Here is a 15,540-nt window from a genome sequence, read left to right on the forward strand (position 1 = left end):
GTCATGAGCGGCGGCTTCCCATCTGGACGCGCGGGTCGAGCGCCACGTACAGCAGGTCCACGACCGCGTTGGCGACGACAAAGACGGCGACGAAGACGAGGGCGATGCCCTGGACGAGGGGATAGTCCTTGGACAGGGCGGCCCGTACGAGGGCCGAGCCGAGCCCGTTCAGGCTGAACGCCTGCTCGACGACGGCGCACAGGGCAACCAGCGAGGCGATGGTGACGCCAACGACGGTGCTGACAGGGATCATCGCGTTGCGCAGCACGTGCCGACGGATCATCGTCGCACGTGGAATGCCTCTGCTGATTGCGGTCTGAACATGTTCGCGCATCGCCTCGTCGCGTACCGAGACACGGGTGACCCGACTGACGATGGCCAGGGCCGACAGAGCGAGCGCGAAGGCGGGCAGAGTCAGGTGCTGCACGCTCCCCCCGAACCCGTGACCGGTGCCGGCAGCCGGGAGCCAGGCCGTCTGTACGGAGAACAGCAGGATGAGCACGGTGGCGGCGATGAACGAGGGCACCGCGGCCAGGAAGGTGGTGACGGTGACGACGATGGAATCCACGGCACCGGGCTTCAGCCCGGCCAGTACGCCGAGGCCGACCCCGACGATGACGATGATCAGAGCGGAGTAGAGCACAAGCCAGAAGGTGACCGGAAATCGGTCCGCGATCATCATGGAGACGTCCTGGTGGAAAGTGATGGACGTCCCCAGGTCCTGATGGGCTACGACGCCCTGCAGCCAGGAGACATACCGTTCGAGGAACGGCTCATCGAGGTGGTACTGCGCGGTGAGGCGTGCGACGGCCTCGGGCGGCAGCGTCTTGCCGCCGGACAGTGCGGTGAGCGGGCTGCCGGGCGCGAGGTCGAGCGCGCCGAAGATCGCGAAACTGGACACCACAAGCGTGACGACAAGCATCAGCAAGCGGCGTGCGAGGAATCGCAGCAGTGCGGTGCCATCCGGTGGTCTGCGTCGGCGGACGCTGCCTGAGGCGGGATTTGGGCTCGTCATTGTGGACGAGGGGGTGAGGGTGCTCACGGGGTGATCCCCTTCGGGCGTCGGGAGCCGGTGCCCCACCGCGGGCGTGCGGATTCCAGGGCGGCACCGATCCGGAAGACGACTTCATCGTCATAGGCCGGACCGGCGATCTGAATGCCGGTGGGCACGCCGTTGCGAGCGATACCGGAAGGGACGGCGAGGACCGGCAGCCGGCTCAGGACGTTGAACGGCAAGGTCATGAGCGCGGCATCCGGCTCGAGCAGATCGCGGCCGTCCACGCTGATGCGGGTGGTGGTGTAGTCGTCGGCCGCGAGGAACCCACGCGTGCCGACCGTGGGGCAGATCAGCGCGTCGTAGCGGCGAAACAGAGCGCCCACCGGCACGTACAGCTCCGCCTCAAGCTCATACTGCTCGGTTCGCCCGCCACCGCGCGCATAGCGGCGTACCCGGTCCAGGCCGAATGGGATGTACGGGTTGATCTCGTCTGGGTGCTTGGCGATGAAGTCGGCGAACTCCTCCAGCGCCTCGATGGAGGCCAGCGAGGCGGCGCGCTGGACGCGCTCGTAGGGAAGGTCGAGTTCGACCTCATCAACGGTGGCGCCCATAGATCGCAGGAGTTCGGCGGTCAAGCGGGTGTTACGGCGCACGCCGGGGTCGACCGGCCAGTTGCCGAGGTCGAGCGACATCGCGATGTACATGCCCTCGACCGGTGCGAACACGTCGGGCAGCTCAAGCTTGGGTCGGATCGCGACGATGTCGTCCGGGTGCGGTCCTGCCATCACGTTCTGAAGCAGCGCCGCGTCGGCAACAGTGCGGGCCATGGGGCCGTTGTGATTGTTGGTGTAGTGGTTGCCCGGCGGTTGCACCGGCACACGGCCGAACGGCGGCTTGAACCCGACGGTCCCGTTGAACGACGAGGGGATACGGATCGACCCGGCGGCGTCCGAGCCGGTCGCCAGCGTCGTCGTTCCCGAGGCCAGGGCGGCGGCCGACCCACCGCTGGAGCCGCCGACCGCGTAGTCGGGATTCCACGGATTACGGGTGACGCCCCACAGTTTTGAGTGGGTGAAGCCGGCGAAGCAGAACTCGGGAGTGGTGGTGCGGGCGTGCACGATGGCACCGGAGTCGAGGAGGCGCTGGGCGAAGATCGTGGTGCGCCGCGCGATCTCGTCACGGAAGGCGAGAGACCCCTGGGTGCAAGGCCATCCGGAGATCTCCTCTTCCTCCTTGACGGCCAGGGCGATACCCTCCAGCGGGCCGGGCTCACGGTCGCCCTTGCCGAGGTAACGGGCCTCGGCGAGACGGGCCTGCTCCAGCGCGGCCTCGTACCTGGTATGGACGAGCGCGTTGACGATCGGCTCGACCTTCTCGGCCTGCTCGATCACCGCAGTCATCAGTTCCACGGGAGACAGGTCGCGCCTGCGGAACAGGCGCAGCGCCTCCACAGCCGACAGGTAGGCGAGCTCAGGGGTGTCGGGGGTGTCAGGCATGGTCACTTTGCTCCGATGTTGCCGGCCCAGGGGTTGCCCATGAACGCGAACGACGCGGGCGCCCCGGTGATGCGGTTCGAGGTGTAGAGGACCTCGTAGGTGTTGGCGATGGGAATCCACGGAAGCTGGTCGGTGACGAGGGCATCGGCCCGAGCCGTCAACCGGGCGCGCTCGTCGGGGTCAGCTGTGGCCCGTGCCTTGTTCAGCAACTGGGTGACGTCCTTGTTCTGCCAGCCCGAGTAGTTCTGCACGCCGCCCGGAGTCGCATAGGAGTTCAGATAGGGACCAGGATCGGCGAAGTCCGGGTTGTTGGCAGTACCCATGATGTCGATGCCGGCCCGCATCTTGGGGTCCATGAACAGGGTGTTGTACGAGTCGGGCGAGAAACTCTTGATCTTGACCTTCAGGCCGAGGTCATCGGCCGCCTCGGCGAGCAGGGTCGCCTGGGTGTTGAGGACGGGCAGCGCGGTGCTGGTGGCGAGGGTGACGGTCGCACCCTGTGCGTGAGCCTGGGCGATGAGCTGGCGTGCCTCGGCACTGTCACCGGTGCTCAGCTGCGGTCGCTTGCCCGAGGTGGCCAGGTAGGTGGCGCGTCCGGCCTGCCAGGTGCCGGGGTTGGTGGAGGTGCGGGGGACGGCGGCCTGGCCGTGATAGACGGCGTTGATGTAGCCCTGGCGGTCGAGGACCATCGACAAGGCGCGGCGTACGCGCACATCGCCCAGCACGCCCTTCATGTTGGCCACGACGAAGGCGTCCGTGGTGGTCGCCGGGCCGGTGGTCACGCTCACGCCGCTCGTGCGGGACAGCCGGTCGTACGTGGACAGGACAGGGTTGTAGGTGCCGTCGATGTCGCCGGTGACCAGGCCGGAGGTGAGGCTGGTGTCGTCAGCGATCGACTTGAAGGTGATCCGGGAGACCTTGGAGCGGTGCGCCGCGTCCCAGTAGGCGTTGTTGCGGTCGACGACGATGTCACCGCCGGCCCGCCACGACTTCAGGGTGAACGGGCCCGTGCACATGACGCCGCCTGCGGGCGTGCCGTAGTTACGGGCATGCTTCGTGACGTACGCCTTCTGCACCACGATGCCAGGCATGGAGGCGAGTTCGCCGCGCAGCCAGTAGTCGGCGGAGTTCAGCTTGATGGTGACCTCAAGCGGGCCGGTGGCCGTAACTGAGGCGACGTGCGTGAAAGCCCCGGGGTACCAGCTGCCCGATTTCGGGTTGCGGGCGCGGTTGAGGCTGAAGACGACATCGGCGGTGGTGAGCGGCTTACCGTCCCAGAACCGGACGCCGGAGCGGAGCTTGAGCACCAGCGTGGTGGGATCGACGTAGTCCGCTGACTTGGCGAGACCCGCGGCGATGCTTAGGTCGGGCTTTTGGCGCAGCAGTCCCTCGCACAGCGTGTTGACGACGCCGTTCTCCGGGAGATCCATCGATGTGATGGGATCCAGCGAATTGGCCGGCCGATAGGTGGCCCAGGTGATCGGGCCCGTCTCGCCGCGTGACGCCGACGTGGTGGCGGAGACGTCCACCTGTTCGGCTCGCTCCTGGCCGCTAGGGGCAGTCGCGCAGCCGGCCACGACGGCCAGGGACAGCGTGGTGCCTGCGAGTGCCGATATCTTTCTTCGCAACTGTGCTACACCTCCGGTACACCGTCGCTTGTGGGGTCGTTGTCGGGGGCCTGGGCCAGGCGTGCCACTGCGTCGAGCAGCAGGCGGACGCCGTGACCGAAGACCTCCTCAGGGTTTTGAAAGAGCTGGGGTGCCGCCTCTACGAGATGCGGGAAACGGTTCGGGTCCATGGCCGCAGCTGTGCGGCGCTCCGCATCGGTTGAGGGAATGCGGTGGTCCTTCTCGCCCTGGTCCACGATCGCCGTGTACAGCCCGGCACCCACGACGTACAGCTCGATGACCTGCTGGAACATTGCCGCGTCGGAAACTGACAGGCCAGCCTTTTGCAGAGCCTCCAGCGAGCGATCGATGAGCGTCGCGGACGCCTCTCCCGCACCCGGGCGCAGCGCGATCAGTTGCGCCAGGTCGGGGTGGACCCGGTAGCGGTCGAAGGCATGCTGCAACTGTGCTTCGAGCGTCGCGGACCAGGAAGCGCCGGCCTGAGGCGTCACCGAGCTCTCCAGGCGGCGGTCCGCCACCGCTTCCAGCACTTCCCGCTTGTTTCGGAAATGCCGGTAGATCGCTGTGTGATTGACGCCGAGTTCTTCGCCGAGCCGACGAGTCGTCAGGCCGGCCGTCCCCTCGCTCGCTGCGATCCTGTCCGCCGCATCCAGGATCATATCCCGGTCAAGTCGGATCGACCAGGGCGCATTCTTCGAAGAGTTACTTTTGGCAGCCATGGCGGCACCGTATTCATTGTGATCATTGGTGTCAACGATGTTCCAATGATGCTGCTTCGCCGTTGCGGACCGTCAATGGATCGATCCGTTGTGCCACCTACAGGTCGAGAAGGAGCTTCTGCCCGATCGCCCGGCTTACGCAGATCATCATCGTCTTGCTCTCGCGGCGCTCCTGCTCTGTCAGGATGCTGTCGCGGTGATCGACCGCGCCGTCCAGCACCTTGGTCTCGCAACTGCCGCAGGTCCCCTCCAGGCAGGAGGTAGGCGGACGGATCCCCGCGCTTTCCACCGCTTGCAGGATCGACGTCCCGTCGGGGACATCGACGGTCAAGCCGGAGCGGTGCAGTTCCACCTCAAACCCGTCGCCGCAGCGGGCCGCTTCGGCCTCCATCAGCGCCGTGAAGCGCTCGATGTGCAGGTCGAGCCCCTGGGTCGCCGCACGTTCGGTGACGGCGTCGAGCAGCGCGGCAGGGCCGCAGCAGTACACGACCGCGCCATGCCTCGCCGCCTGAAACGCCGCGTCGAGGTCGATCAGGCCTACCTCGTCCTGGGGCGCGATGTGCACGCGCTGCCCGTAGTCGGCGAGTTCACCGAGAAATGCCATGGAAGCACGGCGACGCCCACCGTAGTGCAGCTGCCAGTCGGCGCCGCGCCACGTCAGCCGGTCCAGCATCGGAAGGATCGGGGTGATGCCGATGCCGCCGGCGATGAACAGGTATGAAGGGGCCTCCACCAGTGCGAAGTTGTTGCGTGGTCCCGCCGCCTCCAGCTGAGTCCCCGGGCGCAGGTTGTCGTGCACCCAGCGTGAACCACCACGCCCGAGCTCCTCGCGCAGCACGCCAAGGCGCCACTGTGCTCCACCGGGGCGGCTGCACAGCGAGTACTGCCGCGCGCCGAGGCCGGGGAGGGTGAGGTCGATGTGCGCGCCAGGCTCCCACTCAGGCAGCGGGGCACCATCGACGCCTTCCAGGGTGAGCGCCAGGACGTCCTCGGCCTCCCAGCTCAGCGCCCTGACTCGGACGGTGTGCCGGGTGGTCACGCGACCTCGCCCTCGATGAAGTTGCCGGCGGCGATCGTCACCAGAGCGTCCTCTTCCTTGAACGTGACGCCGGGCGGGTTTCCGCCTTCGGCGACGGTGCGCGCGACACGGGTCATCATGCGGCGCAGCATGGTGATGCCCTGGTCGGTGGTGGTGAGGTGGTCCTCGGTGTGCAGGGCGATCTTTCCCTGACTGAGCTGAGCCTCGTAGTCGCCGGGCATGTCGCGGTGCTCCTCGGTGGTGAGGCTGCCCCACACCTTGCCGCCGAAAGTGCTGCGCATCTTCTCGACCACGGACGGGTCCTCGGCGACGAACACCGAAAAAATCTTGAAGTTCTCGTCGTCCTCGGGAAGCACCCAGCCCAGCAGCTTCGCCGGCCCCAACGTCAGCTTGGGGTCGGCGACCAGGCGCAGGTTGGGGAACATGGCCTCGGTGACGCGCCTCAGGCGCCGGCCGTCGGGCAGGTCGCGTGTGGTGGTGGTCCGCACGCCATGGTCGACGTACTCGAACGTCGCATCGGGCATGATCTGCATCTCGGGCACGAACTGGTTGCCGCTGAAGCGGCCGTGCAGGATCGGCACGTGGTACGGGTCAGCGACGTTGTCCCAGTGGGAGAGCCAGTTGAAGTCGGCCTGCGGCGGGCCGCCGATACCCAGGCCCTGGTCGTTGGCGAAGATCTGCTCGCCGGGCTCGAGGTTTTCGAACACGTCGTAGCGCGGCAGTACGGGCTTGCGCTCCGGCGGCCCCATGTAGGCCCACACCATGCCGTACCGCTCCTCGACGGGGTACCAGGGCTGGCGCACCCGGTCGCGGTGCTTGCCCAGCTCCGGCTCACACGGCTGCTCGGTGCAGCGCCCTTCGGTGTCGAACACCCAGCCGTGGTAGCAGCAGCGGATGCCTTCCTCCTCCACTCCTCCGTAGTGGAGGGACGCGCCGCGGTGCACGCAGCGAGGGTAGAGCAGACCCACCCGGCCTCTGCGGGTGCGGAAGACGACGAGGTCCTCACCGAGGACACGGATGGTCTGGGGTGTGGTGGTCACGGACTCGGAGAGCGAGACCGGCTGCCAGTAGCGCCGTAGCACCTCGCCCATCGGGGTGCCGCGACCGACGCGCGCCAGCTCCTCGAGGGGCCGGCCGGGTGTGAACCCGTACGCCGTTCCTTCGTCGACCGTCTCATGCTGCTGAAGGCTCATCGTCAGGAATTCCTGTCCGTGGATGTTTCTGTGCCGTGCAGGCGCGGAGGAAATCATCAACGTCAATTTTCGACGCGTCTATAGCCCGAAGGGCATGGGTTGAATTTGCGTGACGGGACGGGGGTCCGCGAGGGATCAACCCTTGTCGCCGCCGCGCTTGACCATCAGGGAAACAGTTGGGACCAGTGCTGTCAACACTGTTCCAACATCTTTCCAGGACGCCATTCGGCGTGTAGGTTGCGGCCACATGGGCGGCAACATCGCGCCGCACCCGGGCGACGGATGCGCGGCCCACGAGGCCAGCCGCGCTGGCTCCATTGCGTGGCTCGACCACCGTCGTCGCCCACCAGCACTTCTGCCACTCACTGCATTCAGTTACGAGGTCAAGCCACGTCCGGATGAGTCCGAACTGGCAAAACGCATGTACCGCCAGCGCAGTTGCGCAGATCCAACGAGAGGCACGCCAATGTCGACGTTCGTCCTTCTGCATGGCGCTTGGCACGGGGGTTGGGCATGGCAGCGAGTCAGCTCGCTGCTGCGCTCGGCCGGCCACGAGGTCCACTCCCCCACGCTCACCGGCCTGAGTGACCGGGCACATCTGCTGACCCCACAGGTCGGCCTCGGCACGCACATCCAGGACGTCGTCGCGCTGATCGAAGCCCACGACGCGCGGGACATCATCCTGGTGGGGCACAGCTACGCCGGGCAGGTCGTCACCGGGGTCGCCGAGCGCATCCCCGAGCGCCTGGCCACACGCGTGCACCTCGACGCCTTCGTCGGTGACGACGGTGAGGCCGCGATTGACTTGCTCCCGGACACCGTCGCCGGGCACTACCGGGAATCCGTCGCCGGACCCGGCTTCGGCTGGCTTATCCCGGTGCGCTCCCTCCAAGTGCTCGGCGTCACCGAGCAGACGGACATCGACTGGCTGACCTCGCGCCTCACCCCGCACCCCTGGCTCACCTACACCGAGCGGCTGCAACTCACCGGGCACGCCGACCAGGTTCCTGGCACCTTCATCGAATGCACCGAGTGGATGCGGGTGTTCACCCCGCAGGCCGAACGGGCAGCTGCCCGCGGGTGGCCGGTGCACCACCTGTCCACCGGTCACGAGGCCATGATCACCGCACCCTCCGAACTGGCGGGATTGCTGCAGGACATCGCAACGGTCTGAGCTGAGGCTCGGCCCCTTCTCGGCTTCTCAGCGCCCGACAGCGCAGATCGTCACCGCAAGACCCACACCCGCGACCCCACCTATCAGGAAGACCGGACCCCATGGAATTCCTCGTCCGTACACAAAACCTGCTGCCGCCCGACACCCCAGACGACCTGCACGAAGACCTGCGCAAAGGCGAGCGCGAACGGGCACAGGAGCTGCGCGAGGCCGGCGTCCTCAAGCGGTTGTGGCGGGTGCCCGGGCGCAACGCGACCGTCGGTCTGTATGAGGCCGCCGATCCCGCCGAGCTCCACGATGCGCTCACGTCGCTGCCGATGTGGAACTGGATGGACATCAGCGTCGAAGCACTGGCCACCCACCCGCAGGAGAAGCGGCCCTGACATGCCGGGGACCACACTGCTTCCCGCGGCGGCAGTGCGTGAGTTCCACCTTCGCCTGGGACGGGGCGATCAACACGTACATCCTGTTCAGTGCGTTCTTCGGCACGCCCACGCGGGTCGGTGGCGTACGCGACGGATTGCAGCTGGCTGGGTGCGGGCGGCAAGCCGGATCGGAGCCGACGTCATGCTCGATCTACCGGCCGCCCAGATCCAGGAATCGGCATGCCATGGCGCGGCACCGCCCACCTCCCTTAGCGCCGGAGCCCATCGCCTCGGAGGTCATCGTGTTCACCCAGTGGTCCTCACCCGCGCGGACACGAAGGACTAACACCACAAGACCTGGCTGCGGGCGCTGGACCATCTCAGCCTCGGCTTCGACCGCTGACGACCCGGCCTCAGCTGTCGGGAACAGCAGGAAGAAGGAACAAGATGCCCGCACCACGGGTACACGGCACGTTCGTCTTCGACGGGGCGGACAGCCGCCGCGGCTACGCACTCAACCGCCTGTGCGAATCGCTCATGCACGCCGAGAACAGGGCGACGTTCAAGGCCGACGAGGCCTCTTGCTGCGACGCCTACGGACTCACGCTGCAGCAACGAGAAGCAGTCCTGTCCAGGGACTGGACTCGGATGCTGGAGCTCGGCGGATCGATCTTCTACGTCTTCAAGCTCGCCGTGCTCGACGGCATGTCCATGCAGGAACTCGGCGGTGTGTTCACCGGGATGTCAGCACAAGCCTTCACGGAGGCGATGGAAGCAGGAGGACGGAGCTTTGGCTGAGATCATCTGGGGACTCGGCACCTCACACGTACCATCCATCGGCGCCGCCATGGACCACGCGAAGACCCACACCCCCTACTGGAAACCGCTGTTCGACGGGTATGCCCCGGCGCGGGAGTGGATGGCCGAACACACCCCCGATGTCGCGGTGGTGATCTACAACGATCACGGAAACGCCGTCGGCCTGAGCACCACACCCACCTTCGCCATCGGCACCGCGGCCTCCTACCGCGTGGCGGACGAAGGATGGGGAGGCCGCCCCGTCCCTCAAGTGAAAGGCACCCCCGAGGTCGCCGACCACCTGGTCGAGAGCCTCGTCAACGCATCGTTCGACATCACCGTCTACCAGGAACTCGACGTCGACCACGGCCTGACCGTCCCGCTGTCGGTGTACTGCCCCGCTCCGGGCGATGCCTGGCCGTGCCTGGTCATCCCGATCCTGGTCAACGTCATCCGCTACCCGCAGCCGACCGCCGCACGCTGCCTCGCCCTGGGCCGCGCACTCGGCGCCGCCCTGCGCTCCTACCCCGAAGACCTCAAGGTCGCCGTATTCGGCACCGGCGGCATGTCGCACCAACTCGCAGGTGCGCGCGCCGGTTTGATCAACGAACAGTTCGACCGCATGTTCCTCGACGCCATCGAGCACGACCCGGACAAGCTCGCGGCGCTCAGCCGTGAGGAGTACATCGAGCAGGCCGGCTCCGAGGGCATCGAACTCATCATGTGGCTCGTGATGCGCGGAGCCCTCGGTCCTGACATCCGTCGCGTGCACGAGGCATACCACGTACCCGCCTCCAACACGGCGGCCGGGCTGGCGCTGTTCGAGAACCGGAGCTGACGCACCATGGCTCCACAAGGGAGACGATCAGACGCTCGCTCGCCTGGATCATGGACGCCCGGCCGTTCGAAACCGGGTGATGCTGGCGCTCACCTACGACGCGGTGCTGCGCCGTGAGGATCTGTGCTCCTACGGACCAGTGATCTGGATCCCTCGCACCGGACGGTACAGGTACGTGCGAAGGCGGCAACCAGCGGGAAATGCTCGCCGGCCTTGCTGTCCGAACGCGCCTGCCATCGCGCGGCGCCCGTAGCTCAACCACTGGGCCAGAACCTCGCCCGATTGCGCAAACCTACCGATCGGCACGGGGTCAGCTTCTCAGTCGTGCTCGGGGAGAGGCTGGACGATGCCGAGCGGCGTTGCCCCCAATGGCACGTCCTCATTACGGGCGAGCAGGCCGGAGATGGCCACTTCCAGCGCCTGGCGCACCACATCAACGAATTCCACTTGCAGTCCGGCCAGCGCAGGATCGGCAGCGTATGCGGCCTGGAGCGCTTCCGATGGCTGACTGTATGGCCATGCGGCACTGATGGTGAGCGAAGTCAGCCCCACCAGCCTGAAGGCGTCCTGCTTGCTGAGTTCCGGCAAGTACCGCTGCGCTTGGCGCCCCAGTGCCTCGATGACGCGTAGTGTGGCGTACTTGTGCCGGATCGAGACCTCGGTGGAGATGTTGTGCTCCAGGACCGAAGCCTGGGCGCTGAGCAGGTCGCACAACACAGAGCGCGGAGCTACCGATTCGGCAATGATCCTGGCGAACTGATCCCCCCGCTCCAGCACTGAGCCCTTGCCGGGCTCGTACGACTGTTCCAGGTCGGCGATCCATTCCTGCAGCTCGACGTCCAGCATGTGGAGCAGGACCGCTTCGCGCGATTCGAAGTAGCGCAGCACATTGGACTTGGCCAGACCAGCACGTCGGCTCAGTTCGTTCAGGCTCAGCTTCGCGACTGGCATCTCGGTGAGCATCGCAGCCGCGGTATCCAGGATCTGCCGACGCCGCTCACCACGCTGCTCGTCGGTGCGGGCACGTTGAAAGGTCACCGTTCACATTCTACATACCGCCGGTCTTTTCCAAAAAAAGTCGCGGGCTGCCCCAGCCCGAGGGCCGCCCACAGGTCCGCAGGAGCAGCCCGCTGAAGGCGGAACAGCGACGAACCCTAGGTCCGCGACGGCATTCGAGCGGGAAGCCGGACACCGACACCGTGCGGAGCGGCCGCCCATCTCAGTCCAGCACCGCCGGGCCGTTGCCGAGGAGTTCGTCGAGTGAATTGAGCAGGAGGCGTAGTCCGAACTCGAACTCGGCCTCATGGTCGATGGACGCCAGCTCCGTTGCAGCCTCGGCTACTCGCGGGACACCTTGAGCGGAGACCAGTCCATCACGCTGAGTGACCACCTGGCGCGTGTCGGGGGCTCCTAGCGTGGGGCCCATCCCCACCTCTCGGAGCAGCGTTCCGACGATGTAGGCGATGAGGGCGCGAAGCGCGTGGACCGCGTCTTCCACGCCGAGACCGGCAGTCCTCAGAATATTCAGTACGGCGTCGGCCGATTCCACGTAGGCCGCCGAGTTCTGCCATCGAGTCAGGACCAAGGCGGCCGTGTTGGGGTAGGCCGTCGCCAGGTGCCGGAACGATCGAGCCAGAGCGCTCGCGTCGGTCTTCCAGTTTCCGGTCGGGGCCGGAACGGCCAGTTCCCCCAGGGTCAGGTCGACGATGCCGTCAAGGATGTCGTCCTTGCCCTTGACGTGGGTGTAGAGCGACATGGACTCCACGCCGACCGCCTTACCGATCTTGGCCATCGTCAGCGCACCGACACCGTCACGCTCTGCCAGCAGACGAGCGGCCGTCAGCACCTCGTGCCGACTCAGGTCGCGGCGGGGTCGGGGCATCCCTGACAGTCCTTCCGGTCGCAGTGAAAAAACCTTACCAGATAAGGTTGCGCTTCCATCCTTACGAGATAAGGTTCCGCTCGTTGGCACGCTTCGACGATGCGGAGTGCAGAGATGACGCAATTGACCAAGGATGTGCGCGAGGTCCGAGAGAAGATCGTGCGGGACCACTTCGAGGACGAGGTCCGGCAGGTCTGGGATGACGTGCTCTCGACGTTCCCCCACCCGCGCTACGAGTTGATCCCGACAGGCGTGGTCCACGACGGTGATGCCGAAGTGCGCGGCTACTATCACGACACCCGCGTGGCGTTCCCTGATCAGCACCACGAGATGATCAGCCTTCGGCACACCGACGACGCGGTCGTCGTCGAGTTCTACCTGCTCGGCACCCACCGCGGCCCCTTCGGCGCGGTTCCGGCGACCGGCAACAAGTTCAAGGTCCGGACCATGGCGTTCTTCATCTTCGAAGGTGATCGCCTCGTGTGCGAGCGGATCTACTTCGACACCCTCACCATCCTGAAGCAGCTCATCGGTGGCCTGAACTTCAAGAAGCCCAGCACCATCCTTCTCATGCTCAGGATCCTGCGCACCCTGCCCTCCTCACTGGGGACGAAGGGCAAGCCGAACGATGCCGTCCACACGATCTCCGAGGTGTGACGGCCATGAGAATCCACCACCTGAACTGCGGCAGCATGGCAATGCCGACCGCCCCGATGGTCACTCATGTGTTCCTACTCGAGACCGACAACGGCCTCGTCCTCGTCGACGCCGGCTACGGCATGGACGACATCGCCGATCCGGCCCAGCGCGTCGGGTTCATGCGGTGGCTGATCAAGCCTGCATTCGCAGAGGAGGAGACCGCGCTCCGGCAGGTCGAAACCCTCGGGTTCAAGGCGACGGACGTCCGTCACATCGTCGTCACCCACTTCGACTTCGACCACATCGGCGGGATCGCGGACTTTCCGCACGCTCAGATTCACACCACGTCCGCGGAGGTTCTTGGGGCGATCACCTCACCCTCACGCCCGGAGCGGAGGCGCTACCGGCCGGCGCAGTGGGCCCACGGGCCCAAAATCATCCAGCATTCTCCGGACGGCGAACGGTGGCAAGGGTTCGCAGCGGCCAAGGAGCTGGCGGACATCGCCCCTGGCATCGCGCTCGTATCGCTGCCCGGTCATTCCCGCGGTCATGCCTGTGTCGCAGTAGACCGTGGAGACAAATGGCTCCTGCACTGCGGTGATGCCTTCTACCACCGCGGCGTCCTCGACGGATCTCCCATCCCGCGCCTGCTGACAGGCATGGAGCGGGCGGCGGCCATGGACTGGGCGAGGGTCAAAGACAACCACCAGCGCCTGGCCGAGCTCAGCCGACGCGCAGAGGCCGACATCCAGATCGTCTCGGCTCACGACCCGTTGCACTTCGAGGCTCTCGCCGCAGGCAGAACCGAAAGGCCCCGCCAGTGAAAGCGATCACCCACTCACCAAGGGCAGCCGTCCTGGTCACGGGCGCCGGCTCCGGCATCGGTCGGGCGGTCGCCACGCGGCTGGTCTCCGAAGGCTACTGCGTGCTGGGCGGAGCCTTCGACGATCGAGAGGCGGCTGCTCTCCAACGGGCATTCCCTTCGGGCATGACGCCACTCGTGTTCGACGTCCGCGACGAGAACGACGTGCGGGCAGCGGCCGAGAAAGCGGCCGTCGCTCTTGGCGAGACACGGCTCGCCGGTGTCCTCAATATTGCCGGGGTCATCACAAATGGCCCGCTCGTGGACCTGACCGCAGACGCATTCCTCAAGGTCCTGTCAGTGAATCTCGTCGGCATCCACAGTGTCACTCGCGCCTTCCTGCCTCTTGTCGCTCAAGGCGGAAAGGTCATCAATATGAGCTCGGCCAGCGGCCGTCGGACTCTGCCATTCACCGGCGCGTACTCGGCGAGCAAGTTCGGTGTCGAAGCGCTCTCCACCGCCATGCGAATGGAGTTCGCCCCGCTCGACATCCACGTGGCGGTCGTCGCACCGGGCCTGATCAACACACCGATGGCCGGCCACATCCAGGACCAGCTGCGGCAGGCACCGTCGCTGGCCGAGTACGAGGCACCGCTGGAAAGGTTCCTGGACAGGACGGCGAAGAGTGCCGCGCACGGAATCAAGATCGAACGGGTCGTCGACACAGTGGTCAAGGCACTCACCACGGACCGGCCCGCACCGCGCTACGACATCCATCACAGCTATGTGCAAGACGTCGTCCTGATGCGACTCCTTCCCGTCCGGCTGCGTGAGGCCCTGGTGCGCCGAGTTCTCGGACTGGTCACTGCATGACCGGCTACGACAACCTTGAGACTGCCGCCGTCGGCCTCGGCGCGGCCATCACGGTCTTCGACGGCCTGGCCGACGTCCCGGGTGGGCCTGGGGCAAAGCTCGACTGGATCCGGACCCGCGCGACCGACTTCGTCAATGAATTCCGCACCACGGGAACCCCCACGACGATCCGCACGTGCAACCTGGTGACGCTGCCCTACCCGACCAAGTTCGGGCTCTTCCGAGCCACCCGCACACCAGCACCGTTTCTCACCATCACCAACCGCATGCTCGTCATCCGGTGGCATGAGGGCGACGGCCGCAAGCGGACTCTGCTCTTCGAACCCTCTGACGTCGCACTCGGTGCCAGTACCCCCTACTTCGCAGAGCTCGCGCGTCGTACCCCCGCCTTCGCCCAGCGCATGTTGCTGCGGGAGTACGACTCGGTGGAAGGACATCTACGTCGCCTCGGCATCAGTGTCGAGGAAGTCGACTACCTTCTGTTCGACCACCTCCACACCCAGGACATCCGCCGCTGGGTGGGGACGACAACTTCGCAACCGGACCTCGGGGCCAGTGAAGCGGTCAAGCCGTTGTTCCCCAACGCCAAGCTCGTCGTACAGCGAGACGAACTCATCGCGATGAGGCAACTACACCCCCTCCAGAAACCTTGGTACCAGGCCGACAAGTTTCGCGACCTACGGCCCGGCGCAATCCTGCCGATCGACGGGGCCACGCTTTTGGGCCCGGGGCTCGCCGTTCTACCGACACCCGGTCATGTCTTCGGCAATCAGACGCTCGTCATGAACACCGACACTGGCATATGGGCCTCCAGTGAGAACGCAATCGCAGCAGAGTGTCTCACTCCCCAACACTCCAGGATTCCCGGGCTGCGGTCGTTCGTCCGGCAGTGGGGCCACGAGGTCGTGCTCAACGCGAACACCATCGAGACAACCGCCGACCAATACAACTCGCTCGTCCTGGAAAAGTCCATCGTCGACCCCGCCCAGCAGGACTCGCGCTTCCTCCAGTTCTTCCCGTCCAGCGAACTAACCGCTCATCGAGCCAGTCCAGGAACCCGTCCAACCTTCAGCCACAACACAATCAATCACGGATAG

The 15,540-nt window shown here is 66.1% G+C and carries 16 protein-coding genes; 8 read left to right on the forward strand and 8 right to left on the reverse strand.

The window, feature by feature from the left end:
- Position 1 precedes the first annotated feature (1 nt).
- The 6 genes from ACZ7M2_RS15320 to ACZ7M2_RS15345 form a co-directional block, all read right to left on the reverse strand.
- Entirely contained in the window at positions 2 to 952 is a 951-nt protein-coding gene (locus ACZ7M2_RS15320; RefSeq protein ID WP_471596023.1) for an ABC transporter permease, read from the reverse strand.
- Between the two features lie 86 nt (positions 953 to 1,038).
- Positions 1,039 to 2,493, reverse strand: a complete 1,455-nt coding sequence (locus ACZ7M2_RS15325; protein ID WP_471595647.1) for an amidase — start codon at positions 2,491 to 2,493, stop codon at positions 1,039 to 1,041.
- Between the two features lie 2 nt (positions 2,494 to 2,495).
- Positions 2,496 to 4,121 carry an ABC transporter substrate-binding protein gene (locus tag ACZ7M2_RS15330; RefSeq protein ID WP_471595648.1) on the reverse strand — a complete coding sequence of 542 codons (1,626 nt, stop codon included), beginning with the start codon at positions 4,119 to 4,121 and terminating at the stop codon, positions 2,496 to 2,498.
- Between the two features lie 5 nt (positions 4,122 to 4,126).
- Positions 4,127 to 4,840 carry a TetR/AcrR family transcriptional regulator C-terminal domain-containing protein gene (locus ACZ7M2_RS15335; protein WP_471595649.1) on the reverse strand — a complete coding sequence of 238 codons (714 nt, stop codon included), beginning with the start codon at positions 4,838 to 4,840 and terminating at the stop codon, positions 4,127 to 4,129.
- Between the two features lie 97 nt (positions 4,841 to 4,937).
- Complete coding sequence (locus tag ACZ7M2_RS15340) at positions 4,938 to 5,879, reverse strand: PDR/VanB family oxidoreductase (RefSeq protein ID WP_471595650.1); 942 nt, start codon at positions 5,877 to 5,879, stop codon at positions 4,938 to 4,940.
- Entirely contained in the window at positions 5,876 to 7,072 is a 1,197-nt protein-coding gene (locus ACZ7M2_RS15345; RefSeq protein WP_471595651.1) for a Rieske 2Fe-2S domain-containing protein, read from the reverse strand. The genes ACZ7M2_RS15340 and ACZ7M2_RS15345 overlap by 4 nt, the downstream gene beginning before the upstream one ends.
- A gap of 247 nt (positions 7,073 to 7,319) precedes the next feature.
- On the opposite strand from ACZ7M2_RS15345, the gene ACZ7M2_RS15350 reads away from it, so the two are divergent.
- The 4 genes from ACZ7M2_RS15350 to ACZ7M2_RS15365 all read left to right on the forward strand — a co-directional run bounded on the left by ACZ7M2_RS15350 (position 7,320) and on the right by ACZ7M2_RS15365 (position 10,247).
- The gene (locus ACZ7M2_RS15350) at positions 7,320 to 8,246 is read left to right on the forward strand and encodes an alpha/beta fold hydrolase (protein ID WP_471595652.1); all 927 of its coding nucleotides are present in this window, start codon (positions 7,320 to 7,322) and stop codon (positions 8,244 to 8,246) included.
- A gap of 101 nt (positions 8,247 to 8,347) precedes the next feature.
- Complete coding sequence (locus ACZ7M2_RS15355; protein ID WP_471595653.1) at positions 8,348 to 8,629, forward strand: muconolactone Delta-isomerase family protein; 282 nt, start codon at positions 8,348 to 8,350, stop codon at positions 8,627 to 8,629.
- A 429-nt stretch (positions 8,630 to 9,058) separates the two neighbouring features.
- Positions 9,059 to 9,409: a protocatechuate 3,4-dioxygenase gene (locus ACZ7M2_RS15360; RefSeq protein WP_471595654.1), complete on the forward strand. Its 351-nt coding sequence runs from the start codon at positions 9,059 to 9,061 to the stop codon at positions 9,407 to 9,409.
- Positions 9,402 to 10,247 (forward strand): class III extradiol dioxygenase subunit beta, encoded by an 846-nt coding sequence (locus ACZ7M2_RS15365; RefSeq protein WP_471595655.1) that lies wholly within the window; start codon positions 9,402 to 9,404, stop codon positions 10,245 to 10,247. The genes ACZ7M2_RS15360 and ACZ7M2_RS15365 overlap by 8 nt, the downstream gene beginning before the upstream one ends.
- 318 nt (positions 10,248 to 10,565) lie before the next feature.
- Here the strand turns inward: ACZ7M2_RS15365 and ACZ7M2_RS15370 are convergent, their stop codons facing one another.
- Positions 10,566 to 11,285 (reverse strand): TetR/AcrR family transcriptional regulator, encoded by a 720-nt coding sequence (locus tag ACZ7M2_RS15370; RefSeq protein ID WP_471595656.1) that lies wholly within the window; start codon positions 11,283 to 11,285, stop codon positions 10,566 to 10,568.
- 181 nt (positions 11,286 to 11,466) lie between these two features.
- Entirely contained in the window at positions 11,467 to 12,129 is a 663-nt protein-coding gene (locus ACZ7M2_RS15375) for a TetR/AcrR family transcriptional regulator C-terminal domain-containing protein (RefSeq protein WP_471595657.1), read from the reverse strand.
- 114 nt (positions 12,130 to 12,243) lie between these two features.
- Here ACZ7M2_RS15375 and ACZ7M2_RS15380 point away from each other — a divergent pair, with 114 nt between their 5' ends.
- From ACZ7M2_RS15380 to ACZ7M2_RS15395, 4 genes are read left to right on the forward strand one after another with little or no spacing between them, the layout of a single operon-like run.
- Positions 12,244 to 12,786: an ester cyclase gene (locus ACZ7M2_RS15380; RefSeq protein WP_471595658.1), complete on the forward strand. Its 543-nt coding sequence runs from the start codon at positions 12,244 to 12,246 to the stop codon at positions 12,784 to 12,786.
- Between the two features lie 5 nt (positions 12,787 to 12,791).
- Positions 12,792 to 13,592 carry an MBL fold metallo-hydrolase gene (locus tag ACZ7M2_RS15385; RefSeq protein ID WP_471595659.1) on the forward strand — a complete coding sequence of 267 codons (801 nt, stop codon included), beginning with the start codon at positions 12,792 to 12,794 and terminating at the stop codon, positions 13,590 to 13,592.
- A complete protein-coding gene (locus ACZ7M2_RS15390) occupies positions 13,589 to 14,443 on the forward strand; it encodes an SDR family NAD(P)-dependent oxidoreductase (protein ID WP_471595660.1) in 855 nt (284 codons plus the stop codon). The genes ACZ7M2_RS15385 and ACZ7M2_RS15390 overlap by 4 nt, the downstream gene beginning before the upstream one ends.
- Entirely contained in the window at positions 14,440 to 15,540 is a 1,101-nt protein-coding gene (locus ACZ7M2_RS15395; RefSeq protein ID WP_471595661.1) for an MBL fold metallo-hydrolase, read from the forward strand. The genes ACZ7M2_RS15390 and ACZ7M2_RS15395 overlap by 4 nt, the downstream gene beginning before the upstream one ends.

The organism is Streptomyces sp. NPDC111507 (assembly GCF_055638955.1).